This window comes from Mesorhizobium sp. M2E.F.Ca.ET.209.01.1.1, assembly GCF_004010375.2.
GTDB lineage: Bacteria > Pseudomonadota > Alphaproteobacteria > Rhizobiales > Rhizobiaceae > Mesorhizobium.
The window spans coordinates 217,332-237,122 of record NZ_SADP02000003.1 but is presented as its reverse complement, the minus strand read 5'-3'; the positions used below and the strand labels follow the sequence as shown (position 1 = coordinate 237,122).

At 64.1% G+C, this 19,791-nt stretch carries 13 protein-coding genes; 6 read left to right on the top strand and 7 right to left on the bottom strand.

All coding sequences use genetic code 11. The features are described from left to right. Window positions 1–140: 140 nt before the first annotated feature. The 3 genes from EN852_RS07295 to EN852_RS07285 form a co-directional block, all read right to left on the bottom strand. On the bottom strand, window positions 141–2,210 hold the full coding sequence (locus tag EN852_RS07295) for a prolyl oligopeptidase family protein (RefSeq protein ID WP_127874218.1): 2,070 nt from the start codon (window positions 2,208–2,210) through the stop codon (window positions 141–143). Window positions 2,211–2,283: 73 nt separating this feature from the next. After that, entirely contained in the window at window positions 2,284–3,444 is a 1,161-nt protein-coding gene (locus EN852_RS07290) for an MFS transporter (protein ID WP_127874219.1), read from the bottom strand. 174 nt (window positions 3,445–3,618) lie between these two features. After that, window positions 3,619–5,526 carry a phospholipase D-like domain-containing protein gene (locus tag EN852_RS07285; protein WP_127874220.1) on the bottom strand — a complete coding sequence of 636 codons (1,908 nt, stop codon included), beginning with the start codon at window positions 5,524–5,526 and terminating at the stop codon, window positions 3,619–3,621. A 205-nt stretch (window positions 5,527–5,731) separates the two neighbouring features. Between EN852_RS07285 and EN852_RS07280 the strand changes: the two genes are divergently transcribed. The 4 genes from EN852_RS07280 (at window position 5,732) to EN852_RS07265 (ending at window position 12,908) form a co-directional block, all read left to right on the top strand. Further along, complete coding sequence (locus EN852_RS07280) at window positions 5,732–7,309, top strand: trimethylamine methyltransferase family protein (RefSeq protein ID WP_127874221.1); 1,578 nt, start codon at window positions 5,732–5,734, stop codon at window positions 7,307–7,309. Window positions 7,310–7,385: 76 nt separating this feature from the next. Beyond that, window positions 7,386–9,956 (top strand): FAD-dependent oxidoreductase, encoded by a 2,571-nt coding sequence (locus EN852_RS07275; RefSeq protein WP_127874222.1) that lies wholly within the window; start codon window positions 7,386–7,388, stop codon window positions 9,954–9,956. A gap of 33 nt (window positions 9,957–9,989) precedes the next feature. Next, a complete protein-coding gene (locus tag EN852_RS07270) occupies window positions 9,990–11,552 on the top strand; it encodes a glycosyltransferase family 39 protein (protein WP_127874223.1) in 1,563 nt (520 codons plus the stop codon). Window positions 11,553–11,567: 15 nt separating this feature from the next. Beyond that, a complete protein-coding gene (locus tag EN852_RS07265; protein ID WP_127874224.1) occupies window positions 11,568–12,908 on the top strand; it encodes a Xaa-Pro peptidase family protein in 1,341 nt (446 codons plus the stop codon). On the opposite strand, the gene EN852_RS07260 is transcribed toward EN852_RS07265, so the two are convergent. After that, window positions 12,876–13,715, bottom strand: a complete 840-nt coding sequence (locus tag EN852_RS07260) for a PhnD/SsuA/transferrin family substrate-binding protein (protein WP_127874225.1) — start codon at window positions 13,713–13,715, stop codon at window positions 12,876–12,878. The genes EN852_RS07265 and EN852_RS07260 overlap by 33 nt on opposite strands. 77 nt (window positions 13,716–13,792) lie before the next feature. Then, window positions 13,793–14,794: a fatty acid desaturase gene (locus EN852_RS07255; RefSeq protein WP_127874226.1), complete on the bottom strand. Its 1,002-nt coding sequence runs from the start codon at window positions 14,792–14,794 to the stop codon at window positions 13,793–13,795. A 248-nt stretch (window positions 14,795–15,042) separates the two neighbouring features. On the opposite strand from EN852_RS07255, the gene EN852_RS07250 reads away from it, so the two are divergent. Next, window positions 15,043–15,900 (top strand): helix-turn-helix transcriptional regulator, encoded by an 858-nt coding sequence (locus EN852_RS07250; protein ID WP_127874227.1) that lies wholly within the window; start codon window positions 15,043–15,045, stop codon window positions 15,898–15,900. 168 nt (window positions 15,901–16,068) lie between these two features. Further along, on the top strand, window positions 16,069–17,085 hold the full coding sequence (gene bmt, locus EN852_RS07245) for a betaine--homocysteine S-methyltransferase (RefSeq protein WP_127874416.1): 1,017 nt from the start codon (window positions 16,069–16,071) through the stop codon (window positions 17,083–17,085). Between the two features lie 9 nt (window positions 17,086–17,094). On the opposite strand, the gene EN852_RS42210 is transcribed toward bmt, so the two are convergent. Together EN852_RS42210 and EN852_RS07235 are read right to left on the bottom strand one after the other, a co-directional pair. Further along, window positions 17,095–17,448 carry a hypothetical protein gene (locus EN852_RS42210; RefSeq protein ID WP_246694204.1) on the bottom strand — a complete coding sequence of 118 codons (354 nt, stop codon included), beginning with the start codon at window positions 17,446–17,448 and terminating at the stop codon, window positions 17,095–17,097. Window positions 17,449–17,599: 151 nt separating this feature from the next. Beyond that, on the bottom strand, window positions 17,600–19,789 hold the full coding sequence (locus tag EN852_RS07235; RefSeq protein WP_127874228.1) for a VWA domain-containing protein: 2,190 nt from the start codon (window positions 19,787–19,789) through the stop codon (window positions 17,600–17,602). Window positions 19,790–19,791: the final 2 nt, after the last annotated feature.

Below are 19,791 nucleotides of genomic sequence, written 5' to 3'. Positions count from 1 at the left end.
TGCGGGCGCACAGCCGCAAAAGCTCGGCGCGAAGGGTCCGAGGTGACGGCGTCACCGCGACCCCGAAGGCGCCAGATGTGCTGAAGCGGATCATGGCGGCAGCTTATGCCGCCCGAGGCCCAAAATTCAAGCCACCCCAGTCATGCAGTCTTACGGAGCGACCGCTGCAGAAAGATGTAACGCATCGCCGTCTGCGCCGCCTGCGGCCGACGGTCGCCGCGCCCACCATGGCCGCCCTCGGTCTCCTCGAAGAAGAGCGTCCGGCCATGACCTGCCTCCTGCAGCCGCGCTGCCATCTTACGCGCGTGGCCAGGATGGACGCGGTCATCGGCGGTCGAGGTCATCAGCAGCACCGGCGGATAGGCGACATTGGCAGCGACATGCTGATAGGGCGAATAAGCGCTAAGCCAGGCCGCCTCCTCCGGGTTCGACGGATCGCCATATTCCGCGATCCACGAGGCGCCGGGCGGCAGTTCGGTGTAGCGCAGCATGTCGAGCAGCGGCACGTCTATAATGACGGCGCCGAACAGTTCCGGCCGCTGCGTCAGCGACGTGCCGGTGAGCAGGCCGCCATTGGAGCCGCCCTGGATGCCGAGCTGCGCCGCCGTGGTGATTCCGCGCCTGACCACATCCTCGGCCACCGCCGCGAAATCGTCGAAGGCGTTCTGGCGCTTGCCCTTCAGCGCCGCCTGGTGCCAGGCCGGACCGAACTCGCCGCCACCGCGGATATTGGCCTGGACATAGGCATTGCCCTTGTCCAGCCAGAGCTTGCCGCGAATGCCGGCATAGCCAGGCAGCAGCGGCACTTCGAAGCCGCCATAGCCATAAAGCAGCGCTGGCACCGGTCCGTTCTGGTCGCGGCGCCTGACCACGAAATACGGGATCATCGTGCCGTCCTTCGAGCGCGCCTCGAACTGCTCCGAAACATAGGGCGAGGCATCGAAGCGGGCCGGCTGCGACTTCACTGTTTCAAGCGTCTCGCCATTGTCGTCCGACCAGATGATCGAGCTCGGCGTCAGGAAGTCGGTGAAGGAGAAAGACACGCTGGAGCCGAAATGCTCGGCATGGCTGATGCCGACATTGCCGTTGTCGGGCAGCGCCACAGGCTTCAGCGACCAGCTGTTGCCGATACGATCGCAGGCGATGACCTTGCCGCGCACATTGTCCATCAGGTTGATGAACAGCCGGTCCTGCGTCCTGGCCAGCCCCGCGATCGAAACACGATGCGCCGGCGCGAGCACGGTCTCGAACGGACCGAACTCGCCCGTGTCGATCCACCGGTCGAAATCGAACGAGTAAAGCCCGTCAGGCAGGCAACGTGTGCCGTCAGGCGCCGTCCACGGGCTGCGCACCCCGAAGACGAGCTGGCCTTTGAAGATCGCCGTATCGGTGGCGTCGTCGGGCAGCGGGATGCGCCTGCTTTCGCCCGAAGCCAGTCGCAGGAAACTGTGCGAGGTGAAGAAGTCGAGCGTCTTACCGAGCAGCACATGCCGCTTGTCGCCGTCATATTCGACACCGCCGCCGACCGCGAGATGCTGCTTCTCGCCCTCGAAGATCGGCGCCGCGTCCTCGAGCTTCGTGCCGCGCCGCCAGAGTTTTATGACGCGCGGATAGCCGGACTGTGTCTTGTCTTCCTCCTCGAACGCCGCCGAGACGAGCACCGTGTCCTTGTCCAGCCAGGAAAAGCCCGACTTGGACGCGCGCGCGGAAAAACCGCCCTCGACAAAGGATCTCGTCGCGATATCGAACTCGCGCATCTCGCTGGCGTCACCGCCGTCTGGCGACATGTAGAGCAGGCAGCGGTTGAAATCGGGATAGAGCCGGCTGGCGCCGCCGAACACCCATTTCACGCCTTCCTTCGCCGAGAGTTCATCGAAATCGATGATCGTCTCCCAATCCGGCTTCTCGGTCTTGTAGGAAGCGACGGGCGTGCGCCGCCACAGGCCCAGCGCATTGGTCTTGTCCTGCCAGAAATTATAGACGTGACCGGCAAGTGCAGCCCCGACCGGCATATTGTCCTCGGCCGTCATCAGATCGAGCGCGGTCTCGAAGGTCGGCTGATAGGAAGGGTCGCCCTGCAATTCGGCCACCGTCAGCGCATTCTGGCGATGAACCCAGTCCAGCGCTTGCTTTCCGTTGCGATCCTCCAGCCAAAGGAAGGGATCGTCAGCCGTCGACTCGGGCTGGGTTTTGGTCATCGTGCTGGTCATGCGGGTCTCCATCTGGCGGCCCCGCCTACATCGCGTTCGCTGCTTGGATATTCAAGAGCCTTGGCGAGATCGGTCACAAAACCCGCCGGCGCACGACCGTCGCCACCGCTAGACCGGCGCAAATCACGCCCAGCGTGACCGGCAGGCCTGGGGCGCCAATCACATCCATGACACCGCCGGTGAGCGGCGGCACGATGATGCCGCCAAGGCCCCACATCAGCGAGAAGGCGGCATTGCCGGCGACCAGCGCCGAGCCGCTGAAACGTTCGCCGAGCTCGATGATCGACATCGTGTAGATGCCGTAGGACACCGCGCCCCAGACGAAGACGCAGACCCAGATCAGTGGCGTCTCGATCAGCGCCGGCAAGAGCACGCATCCAAGGATGGTCACGGCCACGCAGCCGAAGCGCACGAGGCGCGCCGTCAGCCTTTCGGCGAGCAGGCCGAGCGGCACCTGCATGGCGATGTTGCCGGCGATCATCACCGAAAGCAGCGCCGACATGCGCGCTTCGGGAATGCCGTGATGCGTTCCATAGACCGGCAGCAGCGCCAGTATCGCCTGCTCGAAACCGGCCGCGACGACGACCGACGACAAAAGCAGCCAGGCCAACGGTATGAAGCCCAGCACCGAAACCTTGTTCTCGGCCTCGTCGACCTTAGGCAGCCGGCGCACCACCGCGGCCAGGCAGGCGCCGCAGAAGAGAAAGGCGCCGATGCCAACCAGGAAAGGCGGCCAGCCTTCGGTGCCGACGGCGAGCAGGCAGAGCGGCCCGGCCGCGAAGCCCGCCGAGATGATTGTCGAATAGATACCCATGACGCGGCCGCGCCGCGACGGCGGCGCCAGCGCGATCACCCAGATTTCGCTGAGCACATAAAGGGGGTTGGTCACCACGCCGATCAGGAAGCGCAGCGGGAACCACAGATAGACATTCTGCGTCCAGCCGACCAGCGCCAGCACCAGCGCCGAGAGCGCCGCGCAAGTGAGCGCGGTGCGCCCCGCTCCGAAGCGGCGCGCCAACGCCGGAATTGGCGGCGAGGAAACGATGAAGCCGATCGGCGTCATCGCCGCCGACAGCCCGATCATCGCCGGCGAAACGCCCTGCCGCTGCAGGATGAAGCTCAGCAGCGGATAGGAGAGGCCCTGCGCGATGGCGAACACCGACACCGTCGCGATCACGCCGGTGATCGCGGCCCACTGTACCCTCTCGTTGCTCTTTGAATCCGCCGTGCTCATGGCTGTCCTCGGCCGGCAGCCTTAGCCGTTCGCCTGGGCAGCCGTAAGCCCTCGCGCGCGAAAACCGCTTGCTCCAGCCAAACCCTGTCAGGAGCCTCGGCCGGGCCGGTCAGGCCGGCGGCGAAATCCGCTTGCGTCAACCGCCGCCCGCATGGGCGGGGCCGGCGGAGGCTGCTACGGGAAGTAGCGGGCGATGGCCCCCTTCTTGCCGTCGGCATAGGGCTTCAGCCATTTGTCGTCGACGGAAATCCCGTCGTCGTCCGAAGGCCCCTTCCCGATCGTCCGGCGCCAGGCGCGGAACTTGTAGTGGTCGAAGACATCCAGCATGTGCACCGCGTAGGCGGCGGCAAACGTCTTATCGCCCTCCACGATCACCAGGTTCTCGTCATTCTCGTAGGAGGCCTTGTAGCCGAGGTTGTGGCTGCCCGTGATGACGGTGGCATTGTCTTCCATCGGATCGATGATGACGATCTTGTCGTGCACGATGGCGTGACCGACGGTCAGCACTTCCGCCTGGAAATCGCGGGCGATCGTCGCGCCGGTCAAGTTCGCCGCCCTGACGATCGAGACGTTCGGCGCCTCCCAGACCTTTTCCGGGAACACGAAGGGCGACTTGCCGTCCTTGTTCGACTTGTGGGTGACCGGATCCTTGGTCGGCGCGACGTAGTTGGGCATCGCCGTTTCGTCGCTGATCGCCCCCTGCACGATCAGCTTCGGATCGGCTTTCGCCGCCGCCACCGCTTGGTCGACGATCGAGTTCTCGCCGAGCAGCGAAGGATTGAACACGAGAAACAGCACCGCGCGCTTCGCCGCCTTGATGCGGGCGAAGACGTCCTCGAGGTCGACCGGGCGCACCGAGATATCCTTCTTGTTGCGCTCCGGGTCGTTCGGCGAGAACCAGACCGTCATGCCGTCCAGCGCTGCCGTCGCGCCGTCGAACGGGTTCGCCATGTGATTGTCCTTGCGGAACGGCACGCCTTGGGTCTGCGCCGTATGTCCGGCGGCGCTCTCGCTGGCCGGCGGCGGGAAAACGTCGGTCTTCATGCGCTCCCAATAGGCATTGAACACCTTGGCCATTGCCGGATCGTCGCGGACGAAGGCGTTGTTCGACTGGCCGCAGATACCGGTCGAGGTCCAGTTGGTGCTGCCGGTCATCACCGCCCGCGGATCGCCCTGGGCATCGCGATAGACGGCGAATTTGTTGTGGCCGATATGGTTGTTGTTGAACAGGCGATCGGTCACCACGACGCCGGCGTCATGCAGGCGCTTCCTGAACGGCGCGTTGCCCAAGTCCCACTTCCCGGTCTTGTCGTCCCGGCCCGAATTGGAAAGGATGACCTCCACGACGTCCTTGGCGGCGATGATCGCGTCGCACAATTCGCCGTCACCGAGCTCGTAGAGCGCAAGCCTGACGGTGCCGCCTTCGCTCTTGGCCCGCTTCATCAGGCTGGTAAGCACGTCAGGCACATCGCCATGCAGATAGGCGCGTATCTTGCTTGCCGGGTTCTGCAGCTCGGCCGCGATCTTGTCGCGCTGCCCGACCTTGATGCCGGCTTCCGCCAGCGCGCGCGACATCCATTGCGTCGACAAGACACCATTGGTGAAGGCGACCCGCGCCTTGCCGAACATCTGCCCGAGGAAAATCGGCGGACTGACGGCGCCCTGCCCGAGATAGCCGAGCGGACGCGGAGTACCCGTATAGGCAGGCTTGCCATCCACGACCTGATCGGGACGCACCGGCACTGGTTCGAGGCCCGGCTTCATGTCGCCGACGGGCCGCACGCGGTAGGCGATCATCTCGCCCTCCGGCCTGAGATCGATACTATCGCGGCGTCGGCGCACCGTCAGGTCGCGCCAGAACGTCTTCTGCACCGGCCACACCCCGGTGTCCTGCGGTATCCATCTTGGATTGCGCTGTCCCTTGAACGGCACCCACGCCGCCAGGCAACGCTCCTCCCCGCTATCGGGATAGAGGCGGACGATCTCGAAGCCGAGGCAGCCGGGGATCATCCCATCAATATCCCATGCCAGAAACGCGACCTCGTTGTTGGTCGCCGCGCGCACTTTAATGACGTCAGGCATCGCTATCCCCCTCAAGATGCTCGGCCAGCAAGTATAGCAAAAGTAAAAGACGGGAATGTAACAGGCTTCACGTAGCGAAACGGCAGGCGCCCGGTTGCCGTCCCGGCATGTCGCTTCCCTCGCCCTAGTGGTCGCCGCCTCCTCACCGGCTGCATGGCCGCCGGTCCATTATGCCGGCCAAATACGGACCCTGACGAGGCATTTCATGACCGCTGCCCTCCTTCCCGCCGAACCGGCACCGGCTACCGATCGCGCCCGCCGTGGCGGCCGCGCGGGCAAGCGCGCCGGCGGCGCGGCCGCTTTCGAGCAGCCCGCCTTCCGGCAGTTGAAGAACCCGCTGACGCCGACCAAGTTCGTCTCCGACGACGAGTTGGAATCGATCCACCTCGCCTCGCTGCGGGTGCTGAAGGAGATCGGCGTCGACGTTCTGCACGACGAAGCCCGCCGCATCATGAAGGCGCATGGCGCGGATGTGCGCGAAGGCTCGGAGCGCGTGCGCTTCGACAGCGACATGATCCTCGAGCTCGTCTCGCACTGCCCGTCGGAATTCACGCTGCACGCCCGCAACCCGGCGCACAATCTGCGCTTCGGCGGCAACAACGTCATCCTGTCGATGATGGCCTCGGCGCCGAACTGCTCCGACCTCGACCGCGGCCGCCGGCCCGGCAACCAGGCCGACTACCGCAACTTCCTGCGCCTGGCGCAGATGCACAACATCCTGAACTGCACCGGCGGCTATCCGGTCGAGCCGATCGATATCCATCCCTCGGTTCGCCATCTGGAATGCATCCGTGATCTCGCCATGCTGACCGACAAGGTCTTCCACATCTATTCGCTCGGCAAGGAACGCAATGTCGACGGCATCGAGATCACCCGCATCGCCCGTGGCATCAGCCGTGAGCAGCTGATGGCCGAACCCTCGGTCTTCACCATCATCAACACCAACTCGCCGCTCAAGCTCGACGTGCCGATGATGGAGGGCATCATCCAGATGTCGAGCATGGGCCAGGCTGTCATCGTCACGCCGTTCACGCTGTCGGGCGCCATGGCGCCAGTCACCGTCGCCGGCGCGCTGGTGCAGCAGAATGCCGAGGCGCTCTCCGGCATCGCCTTCGCGCAGATGGTGAAGAAGGGCGCGCCGGTCGGCTATGGCGGCTTCACCTCCAACGTCGACATGAAGTCCGGCGCGCCGGCCTTCGGCACGCCCGAATACATGAAGGCGCAGCTCGTCGGCGGCCAACTCGCCCGCCGCTACAACATCCCCTATCGCACCTCCAACACCTGTGCCGCCAACACGGTCGACGCGCAGGCCGCCTATGAGAGTGTCTTTTCGCTGTGGGGCGCGATCCAGGGCGGCGGCAACCTGATGATGCATGGCGCGGGCTGGCTGGAAGGCGGCCTCCGCTGCTCCTACGAAAAGACGATCCTGGACATCGATCTTCTGCAAATGGTGGCCGAATACCTCACCCCGCTCGACCTCTCCGAAGACGCGCTCGGCTTCGACGCCATCCAGTCGGTCGGTCCGGGCGGCCATTTCTTCGGCACCCAGCACACGCAGGCGCGCTACAAGACCGCCTTCTACTCGCCGATCGTCTCCGATTGGCGCAACTTCGAGACCTGGACCGAGGCCGGCTCGCCGACGGCAATGGAACGCACCAACAAGGTGTGGAAGGAGCGCCTTGCCGCTTACGAGGAGCCGTATATGGATCCGGCCATCCGCGAGGAACTCAACGACTTCGTCGAGAAGCGCCGCGCCGAAGGCGGCGCGCCGACGGATTTCTGATCTGCGGTCGGTCGGGCAACTGCCCGCCGCTCGCCTTCATTTCTGACTCCACATTGCACAAGACGGACCTATCTGTATGAAATCTCATGTAAAAGCGGTTGTCATCGGCGGCGGCGTCGTCGGCTGCTCGGTGCTCTATCATCTCGCCAAGGCCGGCTGGACAGACATCATGCTGATCGAGCGCTCGGAGCTGACCTCCGGCTCGTCATGGCATGCGGCGGGTGGCTTCCACACGCTGAACGGTGATCCGAACGTCGCCAAGCTGCAGGCCTACACGGTCCAGCTCTACAAGGAGATCGAGGAGCTCTCCGGCCAGTCCTGCTCGCTGCACCTCACCGGCGGCGTGATGATGGCCGACACGCCCGAACGCATGGACTTCCTGCGGCTGGCACACGCCAAGGGCCGCTATCTCGGCATGGACACCGAGCTGATCACGCCTTCGGAAGCGAAGGCAATGTTCCCGCTGATGGACGAGAAGAATTTCGTCGGCGCGATGTGGGATCCCGTCGAGGGCCATCTCGATCCTTCCGGCACCACCATCGCCTATTCCAAGGCGGCGAAGAAACTCGGCGCCGAGATCGTGCTGCGCAACCGCGTCGTCGACCTGACGCAGCAGCCGGACGGCACCTGGAACGTCGTCACCGAGCAGGGCACGGTACATGCCGAGCATGTCGTCAACTGCGGCGGCCTGTGGGCGCGTGAGATCGGCCGCATGGTCGGCGTCGAGCTGCCGGTGCTGGCGATGGAGCACATGTATCTCCTCACGGAGCCGATGCCGGAGGTCGAGGAATTCAACAAGTCGACCGGCCGCGAGATGATCGGCGTGCTCGACTTCAAGGGCGAGATCTACACCCGCCAGGAGCGCAACGGCATCCTGCTTGGCACTTATGAGAAGGCGTGCAAGCCGTGGTCGCCGGTCAACACGCCGTGGGATTTCGGCCATGAACTGCTGCAGCCCGACATCGACCGCATCGCGCCGTCGCTGGAGATCGGCTTCAAGCATTTCCCCGGCATCGAAAAGGCCGGCATCAAGCAGATCATCAACGGCCCCTTCACCTTCGCGCTCGACGGCAATCCGCTGGTCGGCCCGGTGCAGGGCCTGACCAATTTCTGGTGTGCCTGCGCCGTCATGGCGGGTTTCAGCCAGGGCGGCGGCGTCGGCCTGGCGCTGTCCAACTGGATGGTGCATGGCGATCCGGGTTTCGACGTCTGGGGCATGGATGTCGCCCGCTTCGGCGAATGGGCGAGCCTGCGCTACACCAACGCCAAGGTCCGCGAGAACTATTCGCGCCGCTTCTCGATCCGCTTCCCGAACGAGGAACTGCCGGCCGCGCGTCCGGCACAGACGACGCCACTCTACGACACCATGCTCGCCAACAACGCCGTCATGGGCGATTCATGGGGCCTGGAAACCCCGCTCTGGTTCGCGCCGAAGGGCACGGAGCCGAAGGACATTGTCTCTTTCCATCGCTCCAACGATTTCGGCCCGATCGGGGAGGAAGTGCGCGCCACGCGCGAGAAAGTCGGCGTTACCGAGATCGCCAACTTCGCCAAATACGAGGTGTCCGGCTCGGGCGCGGAGGATTTCCTCAACCGGCTGATGACCAACCGCATGCCGAAGACCGGCCGCATCGTGCTGACCCCGATGGTCAACGAATTCGGCAAGCTGATCGGCGACTTCAGCATCGCCAAATCGGGCGAGGACCGCTTCATGATCTGGGGCTCGTCGGCAGCGCAGAAATACCATATGCGCTGGTTCGAGAAGCATCTGCCCAAGGACGGTTCCGTCCGCATCCATCGCTTCGACCAGACGCTGGTGGGTCTCTCCATTGCCGGTCCGAAATCGAGGGACCTGCTGCAGAAGCTGGTCGATGTCGACGTCTCAACCAAGGCCTTCCGCTTCATGGATTTCCGCGAGATGGCAGTCGGCGGCGCGCCCTGCATGGTCAACCGCATCACCTATACGGGCGACCTCGGCTATGAGATCTGGATGGCGCCGGCCTACCAGCGCCTGGTCTATAAGGCGATCAAGGAAGCCGGCGCGGAATTCGGCATTGTCGATTTCGGCATGCGCGCGCTGCTCTCCATGCGCCTCGAAAAGAACTTCCCGACCTGGTTCCGCGAGCTGCGTCCGATCTACGGACCGTTCGAAGGCTCGATGGATCGCTTCATCAAGCTCGAGAAGAACGACTTCATCGGCCGCGAGGCTTCGGCCAAGGAGCATGCCGGAGGTCCGAAGCTGCGCCGTGTCTCCTTCATCGTCGACGCCATCGATGCCGACGTTATGGGCGACGAGCCGATCTGGGCCAGGGTCAGCAAGGACTTCGGCACGGTCGAGAAGCCGCATGGCTATGGCGCGCCGCGCTTCGACACGACAGGTAAGGAAGTGCGCGGCTCCAAAGCGGCCGAAGGGGCATCGGCCGTGCGCGGCATCGTCGATGGCGAGTGGCGTGTCGTCGGCTGGGTGACCTCGGGCGGCTATGCGCATTACGTCCAGAAGTCGATGGCGCAAGGCTACGTGCCCGCTGCCCTCGCCGAGGACGAAAGCGCCGGCCTGTTCGAGATCGAGATCCTCGGCCACCGCCGCCCGGCCCGCATCAATGTCGAGCCGCCCTTCGACCCGAGCGGCGAGAAGATGCGGACCTGACGCGCCCGCTATTGTTGGATTGAGCCGGTTGCCATGGCATGGTCGAGCCTGCTACCGGCGCATCAGCATGAGAAGACGATCCCTTTGCGGCAGTTAGAGAAATGGACCGACTGGCTCTGCGATGAATGGGTCGGTCCCTTCAGCGCCGCGGTCGCATTTGCCCTCCTCTACTGCTTGATCCAGATCGTGGTGATGGCGCTGTTGTCCCATGTCGCGGGCACCGGCGTCGGCGTCGACGATTCCGAGCAGCTGATGGAAATGCGGTTCCTGTCCGCCGGCTACGGCAGCTCGCAGCCGCCTTTATACACCTGGCTCGCCATGCTCGCGGCCTCGGTGGTCGGAACCAGCGTCCTTGCCCTCAAGATCGTCAAATACGGCCTGCTGGCCGCCGGGCTGGCGGCGTATTTCACCGCGATACGCCGCCTCGGCTACTCGAACCGCGCCGCAGCCGCCGGCATGTTCGGGCTGCTTCTGTTTCCTCAGATCTTCTGGGAGATGCAGCATGCCCTCACCCACTCGGTCGCCATATTCTGTTTCACCTCGGTGCTGCTTCTCGCGCTGGTCGAGGTGGAAAAGCGGCGATCGGCCATCGCCTATGCGTTTTTCGGCCTGGCGACGGCGGCTGCGATGCTGTCGAAATACAACATCGTCATCTTCCTTTCCTCCCTGTTCCTGGCATCCCTGTCGGTTCGCGAGACGCGTGAGGCGATCTTCGACCGCCGTTTCCTGGTCAGCGTGGCCGTGGCGGCCCTCGCCTGCCTGCCGACGCTTTACTGGAACATCGCGCACCCGGATGACTTCCTGGCGCATAGCGGCGGCTTCGGCGCTGGCCAAGGCGACAGCCTCCTGGAGACGGCGGCGTTCGCGCTGCGGGGGCTTGGCAACGCGATGCTCAATTTCGCGGGTCTGCCGATAGCTATCGTTGCCGTCGCGTTTTTCCTGGTCGCACGAAAAACCGTGACAACGCCACAGCCGGCGCGCTGGCCCGAAAAGCTGCTGTGGCGCACGATCGCCCTTGCCCTGCTGGTCACGCTGGTGGTGGTTCTGGTCGGTGGCATCACCCAGTTTCGCGATCGCTGGGTGCTGCCCATATTCGTCCTTTTGCCCGCCGCCCTTGCCATGCGTTTTGACGCGATCGGTCAAAGAGGCGGAAAAGCGCAAGCAACCATCGTCTTCGTCGGCGCGGTGCTCGCCATCCTTGTGCTGCCGGTAAGCTGGTACATGCACGTGAACGGCGGCGACAGCCGTGGCGGCATCGTGCGCATGGACTACCGGTCGCTTTACGACCAGATCAGCGCCGACGGTCCGGTCAAGACCGTGGTCTCGAGCTGGTTCTGGGTCGGCAATCTGCGCCTCGTCGACGCAGACCTCATCGTGCTTGATGACGAGATACCGGATTTCGCCCGCCTCATCCGCGAGCCGGCGGTGCTTGTGCTCGCTAACGACAGGGAACCGGTCTCGGATGTTTTCGTGGAGATGGCGAAGGCCGGCTATGCGATGGACACCGTCCACCGCACTGTCGAGGTGCCGCAGGCGCTCGGCTTCCCGCCGCGCAGGGTCACGATCACCAGACTGCACAAGAAGACCGCGCCGTAAGTTTCAGGGGAACGAATGGACAAGCAACGCTTCGGCCGCCACCGCAAGATCATGCCCTTCGAGCCCGGCTCGGTCGAAGCGCTGCGCGAAGCCTCGCGCGAGAAGGCGGCCTCGCTCAACCAGCATGTGCTGGGCTATGGCGCGCAGGCCGAAGCCGAATGGGCGGCGGCCGGCATTGCGGCGCCCAACCTGCCCGCCATGCGCAAATACCGGCTGGAGCGCATCCGTGCCGAGCTGAAGCGCCGCGACTATGCCGGCGCCCTGCTCTACGATCCGGTCAACATCCGTTACGCGACGGACTCTACCAACATGCAGCTCTGGGTCGCGCACAACCCGACGCGCCACTGTTTCGTCGCCACCGAAGGCCCGGTGGTGCTGTTCGACTATTTTTCCTGCGAGCACCTGTCCGATCATTCGAGCGTCGTCGACGAGGTGCGGCCGGCGGTGTCTTGGATGTATCTCTACAGCGGCGAATTGACCGATGCGAAGGTCCGCCGCTGGGCCGGCGGCATCGCTGAACTCGTTGCCGAGCATGGAGGCGGCAATCGCCGCATTGCCATCGACCACATCAATCCGGAAGGGGTTGAAGAACTCGCCCGTCGCGGCATTTCCGTCGGCAACGGCGAGGCGGTGATGGAAGATGCGCGGCTTATCAAATCGCCGGACGAGATCCTTGCCATGCGCCGTTCGATCGTCGCCTGCGAGGCGGCGGTGGGCGAGATGGAAGCAGCTTTGAAGCCCGGCATCTCCGAGAACGAATTATGGGCGGAGCTGCATCGCGGCAACATCGCGCGCGGCGGCGAATGGATCGAGACGCGGCTGCTGTCGTCCGGCCCGCGCACCAATCCCTGGTTCCAGGAATGTTCCTCGCGCGTCATCGAGAGTGGCGACCTCGTCGCCTTCGACACTGACCTCATCGGCCCCTATGGCTTCTGCGCTGACCTTTCACGCACCTGGCTCTGCGGCGACGGGCAACCGTCGAACGAGCAGCGCGACCTCTTCCGCATCGCCGCCGACCAGATCGCCCACAACACGGACCTGCTGCGGCCGGGCATCTCCTTCCGCGACCTCGTCGAGCGCTCGGCCGTGCCTCCGGGCGACTGTTTCCCTGCCCGCTACGGCGTGCTCTACCATGGCGTCGGCCTGGCCGACGAATATCCGACACTGCCGCACGCAAGCGATTGGACCGACGACACGCCGGACGGCGTGCTCGAACCCGGCATGGTGCTTTGTGTCGAAAGCTATATCGGCAGGCTGGGCGGGCGCGAAGGCGTCAAGATCGAGGAGCAGATCCTGATCACCGAGACCGGCAACGAGAAACTGTCAGCCTACCCTCTGGACGAGCGGCTGCTCTGACGCGCCGCCTTCGACCGCCGCGACGGCCTCGCGCATCGCGGCAACGACCGAGGCCGGGATGGTCCTCGCGGTGATATAGGGCAGGCCCTTGCGACGCGCCGTCCAGCCAACGACTTTGACGCCCCGCGCAGCCGGTTCGAAACGCTGCGCCAGCGCCCAGCTTTCGCAGTCGATCGCCGCGATATCGGCACGGCCTTCCGCGACCGCCACGATCGATGACCGGTGGCCTCCGCTCTCGCCGCACGAGGCGAAGATATCCAGGCTTTCGCCCATCGCCTGCAGGTCGCGCGTCAGCGCGATCAGCCCGGACATCGAATCGGGATTGTTGAAGGTGAAGCGCTTGCCGCGCAGAAGATCGATCGGGATGAGCGCCTTGCCGTCCCGCGGCGAGGCGACCGAGGATCCGCCATCCGCGGCCATGACCAGCGCGCTGGAATAGAGTTCTCCCTGCCCGCCTTCGAAGGCATCGTAATTCGGCTGGGCAACCACCCGCACATGCCGGGCAAGGCCGAGCTCCATCGGCCCCCAGCAGGTCTGCCCGAAAAGCAGCGCCGGGCTCAGCCACAGCTGGTGAAAATCGAACTCGTCCGGGGGCAGCGTCGCCGGGTCGGGCGCGATCAGCTCGCCTGCAGCGTCGAGGATGCCGCCGGGCACCGCCGGCAGCTCGCGATTGCTGCGCACGACAGACTCCGGCGCATCGATGCCGCGTTGCCGGAAGGCGTCGCGGAGAAGCGCCCATTGCGCGTCGACCTCGCCACGCGTTTCGGGCCAATCATACATCGGCAGGGCCGCAACGAACTTGCTCATGTCGAATAGCTTTCAAAGACAGGCGATCTTCGGGCGCCTGCGTTCCGCCGCGAAAAAGCGGTCGCGGAAAGCCGAGATTACTCCTTCGGCGGCTCCGCCGGAACTGGCGCCGTTCCGAGCCCGTTGACATTGCGCGCCCTGACGCGTGGCTTGAAGGCGCGGCCAGGTTCGGGCGAACGGCGCAATACCGGATGGATGACCGGCTCCTTGGCCTTGAAGGCGAAGGATTTGATCAGGGCCAGATAGTTCGGATAGACATAGCCGTTGTTCATCCGCAGCCATTCTTCGCGGCGCTCGCGAAACAGCTTCGGCAATCTGTACCAAGCAACCGTCGGGCTCTTGTGATGCACGAAATGCAGGTTGTTGTTGAGGAACAGAAACGACAGCGGCGAGCGTTCGACGATGATGGTGCGGCCTTCGGGATGTTCGGACCACTGATGCTCGGCATAGGTGCGCACCGAAATCAGCGACTGTCCGAGCCAGACCGGCACCAGCACGTAGAGCCAGAGCGGGATGCCGAAGCCGAAGGTAACGATCGGCGCAACCACGGCAATGCCGATGGCGTGCAGCAACCATGCCTTGCGGATTGCCTTGTCGCCCGCTGCGATCTGCTTGGCGTCATCGATGAAGAAGCCGACCGACGACAGCCACGGGCCGAGGATCAGGCGGCCGACCATGGTGTTGTTGACCTTGAGCAGGAACTTCATCGCCGGCGGCAGTTCCTCATGCATCCAGAGCGCCTGGTAGTAGCTCTCCGGGTCGTCGAGCGGATCGGTGAGTCGCTCGTCGGCATGGTGGCGAAGGTGGATGGTCTTGAAGCGCCGGAACGGCCAGACAAGTCCGATCGGCAGGAAGACGAAGGCTTCGTTGATGCGGGCGCTGCGGGTCGGGTGGCCGTGCAGCACCTCATGCATCAGCGAGGATTGCAATGCCAGGATCACTGCCAGGACTATCAGTGCGATCAGCGGATGGGATGGCCAGAGGAGCAAGCCCGCGGCGAGCCATGCGCCGTAGCAGAAGAGTGCGAGGAATACCGTCGGCCATTCGATTGCCGGTGTGCTGCTACGTCTCTTGTTCATGCCGGTATTCACGCTTGCCATGCTATCGACCACTGCCTTTCAGTCGCCGGAACCCCTCGATTCCTGACAGCATTGTGTCAGGAGCCTATCGTGACATCAACGCGACAATGCGCACAAACTGTTGCGAGTGCGCATTTTCAGCCGCATATGTTATACATTGTAAACAAATATGGGGATTCATTTCCGCCTGAGCCGTGTTCAAAGCGGTCTCGGCGCAAATTTTTCCTCTCCGAAGCAGGAGCAGCGTGATGGACAAGCGCGATCTGTCGACCCTCTTCCGGGAGCGGTTGAAAATGCTCTTGACAAGATCCGACCTTAACCAGTCGGCCTTCGCGGCCACCGTCGGCATCGATCGTTCGGCGTTGTCGCAGCTCCTGTCAGGCGCCTCGACCCGCCTGCCCCGTGCCGAGACGCTTCTCAACATCGCGGCCGAGTTCAAGGTGTCGCTCGACTGGCTGCTGGGCCTCTCCCAGGACGAGGGCGTCACTGGCGAAATCAGAGAGAGCTTGGAGATCGAGGAGGCGCCGGACGGTTTCGACCGCACGTTGCTGGCCAAGTGGCATGCCGAGGCGGCAGGCACGAAAATCCGCTACGTGCCGGCAGGCATCCCCGACCTTTTGCGCACCGAGGCGCTGGTCGAATATGAGGCCGGGATAACCAACAAGAGCCGTGAGGCGCAGGCCGGCGAAACGCAGTACCGCATCGATTACAACCGTCGGCCGGAGACCGACATGGAGGTCTGCATGCCGCGCCACACGCTGGAGATCTTCGCGCGCGGTCTCGGCGTCTGGGATCGTTTTCCCGAAGCCGACCGGCGTGCCCAGTTGCTGCACATGGCAGCGCTGCTTGACGACCTTTACCCGACCTTCCGCCTGTTCCTCTATGATGGACGCATGCGCTATTCGATCCCTTACACGATCTTCGGCCCCTACCGCGCTGCCATCTATGTCGGTGACATGTATCTGGTGTTGAACGCCACCCAGCCGATCCGCACCCTCACCAGCCATTTCGACAATCTGATCCGCGCCGCCGACATCAACGCGCATGAGGCGGCGAGCTTCGCGCAGAAGCTGGCCGCAATGTCCTTCCCGTCAGGCGCTGTCTGAGCGCTTGCCTGCCTCGTCGACCACCATCCGACCAATGGTGACGCCTGCACTGAGATCGAGGTCGAGATCACGCCGGCCTATAAGGTCTTCCCGGCCGCAAGCTCGTTGACTGGACATAAAGACTTCTTTATATCGTTATTTGAATTCCAAATACGAAAGCTAATGGCCATGACCGCGACCAACCCCATCCACGCATTGCTGGCCGAAAAGGGTGTGCTTCTGGCCGACGGCGCCACCGGCACCAACCTGTTCGCCATGGGTCTGCCGGCCGGCGAAGCGCCCGAACTCCTCAACGAGACGGCGCCCGAGACCATTGCCAGCCTGCATCAGAACTTCGTCGATGCCGGCGCCGACATCATCCTCACCAATTCCTTCGGCGGCACCCGCCACCGGCTCAAGCTGCATCATGCGCAGGACCGTGTGCACGAACTGAACAAACGCGCTGCCGAGATCGCCCGGTCCGTCGCCGACCAGGCCGGCCGCAAGGTCATCGTCGCCGGCTCCGTCGGCCCGACCGGCGAGCTGCTGGTGCCGCTCGGCGCGCTGACCTATGACGACGCCGTCGATGCCTTTGCGGAGCAGATCGAAGGCCTCAGGGCCGGCGGCGCCGAAGTCGCCTGGATCGAAACCATGTCGGCGCCCGACGAGATCCGCGCCGCGGCCGAAGCCGCCATCCGCGTCGGCCTGCCCTATACCTATACCGGCTCCTTCGACACTGCCGGCCGCACCATGATGGGCCTGCTGCCGAAGGACATCCACGGCGTTGTCGATGGCCTGTCGCAGGCTCCGCTCGGTGTCGGTGCAAATTGCGGCGTCGGCGCTTCCGATATCCTCGCTTCGCTGCTTGACATGACCGAGGCGAAGCCGGAGGCGATCGTGATCGTCAAGGGCAATTGCGGCATTCCGGAATTCCGCGGTAGCGAGATCCATTATTCCGGCACGCCGGAGCTGATGTCCGATTATGTGCGGCTGGCGGTCGATGCTGGCGCGAAGATCGTCGGCGGCTGCTGCGGCACCTCCTTCGCGCACCTCGCCGCCATGCGCAAGGCGCTCGACGCGCACACCAAGGCGTCGCGGCCGACCGTCGAGACGATCATCGAGCGCATCGGCCCCATGCGCAACAAGACGGCAAGCGCTGGTGAAGCCGGCGAAGGCAGGCGCGAACGCAGGCGCAGCCGCGCCTGACGGGCCTGCTTATTTGCTGTTTTCGGCGTAGCGCGACAGCGCCGTATTGAAATCGACGACGTTCTGGCTGTCGGCGCCCATCGTCATCAGGGTGCCCGATGCGCCGGGGTCGCTGATCTGCTCCAGCATCACGCGAAACCGGTCATTGTTAAGTGCCGAGAGCGCCGTGTTGCGGGCGGCATCGACATCGTTTCGGATGCGCGCCGATTCAGCCGAAGCCGCCGGCGATCCCCGCACCGGCGCATTGGCCGCCGTCGCGTTCGCATTGCCGATTGTCGTGATATGCACTGCTGGTCCCCCAAAATTCCATGAGTACGAACTAACAAAAGTTAATTGCGACGAGGTTCCGGAAAAGCCGCGCAATTTAATGATCGCAAGAAAGGCCGGCGGGACAATGCATGTCGCCCAGAAGTGTGCAGCGGTTCCGGGGCAACGACATGCATCAAAAAAGACCTAAGCGCGTCGCACCGCGATGCGCTTAGTCCCGCCGGCCCTTCATTAAACTCGCCACGCTCTACTTGTTGCCGTCCAGCGATGAGGCCAGGCGCACCAGCGACAGGAACTCCGCCCTGTAGCCGAACGGATCGGCGCCGCGCGCGGCATTGGCGATCTCGGCGATCCGGTCATAGCCGAAATTCGCCGTCTGATCCTCGTCGCGCAGCTTCTGCCCGAAGGCGGCGACGGCGACCGAGAAACGCTGGTCGGCGCCGGCCGCGTCGAAGGACTTGACCTCGTTGGCAGCTGTCACCGGCGTGGTGAGCAGCTTCGAGACATTCTCGCTCGGCAGCTTGTAGCGGATCTTGACGAAGGCATATTCGTCGGCACTGGCGACCCCGCCATTGTCGACCTTGGCCTGACCGTAGCGCAGCGGATCGACCTGCTCGCCGCCGCTGCCCTTCGGCGTGATCTCATAGACCGCCGTCACCGAATGGCCCGAGCCGATATCGCCGGCATCCACGCGGTCGTTGTTGAAATCCTCGCGCTTCAGCGCCCGGGTCTCATAACCGACGAGACGATATTCAGAAACCTTGGCCGGATTGAACTCGACCTGGATCTTGACGTCCTTGGCGATGGTGAACAGCGTCGAGGAGGCATCCTCGACCAGCACCTTCTCGGCTTCGGCCAAAGTGTCGATATAGGCGGCCGTGCCGTTGCCGTTCTGGGCGATGCTCTGCATCATCTGGTCGTTCAGGTTACCGCGGCCAAAGCCGAACACCGAGAGAAACACGCCGGTCTTGCGCTCGCTCTCGATCAGCCGCTTGAGATCCTCGTCATCGGTCTGGCCGACATTGAAATCGCCGTCGGTGGCAAGCATCACGCGGTTGACGCCGTCCTTGACGAAGGATTGCTGCGCAAGCTTGTAGGCTTCGCGAATGCCTTCTTCGCCCGCCGTCGATCCGCCGGGCTCGAGATTGTCGATGGCCGCGAGGATTTTCTGCTTTTCCGCCGCCTTGGTCGGCATCAGCACCGTGCCGGCATTGCCCGCATAGGTCACGATCGAGACGGTGTCGTCGGGTTTGAGCTTGCTGACCAGCAGGCGGAAGGCCGATTTGAGCAGCGGCAGCTTGTCCGGCTCGTCCATCGAGCCCGACACATCGATCAGGAAGACAAGGTTGGCCTTGGGCTGCTCGGCCGGCTTCACGTCGAAACCCTTGATAGCGACATGCATGAGCTTGGTGTGCTCATTCCACGGCGTCGGCATGACGGTGACTGTCGAGTTGAACGGCGTCGACGCCGAATCCGGCCCCTTCCAGTCATAGGGGAAGTAGTTGATCATCTCCTCGACGCGAACCGTGTCCGGGTCCGGCAGACTGCCTTCCTTCAATGAGCGCCGCACGAAGGAATAGGAGGCCGTGTCGACATCGATCGAGAAGGTCGAGACCGGGTCCTGCGCGGTCTCATGGACCGGGTTGGTCTTGAAGGTCTCGATGCGGTCGCGGTTTTCCTCCTGGGGCTGCATCTGATCAGCCGGCATGGGCGCGGGCTGCACCATCAGCTTGGAATCGGCGGCCGTGGGCGGAGATGCCGGTATGGCGGCAGCGACACCGGCCGGTGCCTTGTCGGCCCGCTGCAACTCGTCGGCGCTCCGCTTCGCGGAATAGCCCGCAATTACCCCTACCCCGTCTTTGCCGCCGGCCGCGAGCTGGCCACTCTCCGCTGGCGCGGGTTGCAGGGCAGGCTCGGCTTCAGGCGCCGCCTCCTGCTTGAGCAGGCTGTCGACCTCGGTCGCCGGCTTGGGAGCTGCCGGCACCATTTGTGAATTGGCCCGGGTCTCAGCGTCAGCGTCGGTCTTCTTCTCCTTCGCCGGCGCCGCCGCCAGCGGCTCGTTGATCGCCGGTTGCGCCGGCGCGGGCTTCTGCGCCACCGGCTTGTCGGCCAGCGTCTCGGTGATCTTGCCGTTGCCGGTAATGACGGGCGGCTGCTCCTTCAGTATCTCGAAAGCGGCATAGCCGGCGATAGGCAGCGCAACCAGCGCGGTAATGGCCGGGGTGGCAATGAGTTTCCGTTGCATGATGTCTCTCCAGAGCTTTTGTGCTCGCTCCGTGAGACGAAGGCCTGCGGACGTTCCTTGGGAGGCCGTCGAATTTTTTTCATCGAGGTCGAACGCCTGCATTGCGGCGGCCAGCGCGCGCGCCTTCGCCTCGCCGTCCGGCGCCGGTACAGCGATGTCGCTCAGCCTTTCGAGTTCGTTGTCGTCGACCATGG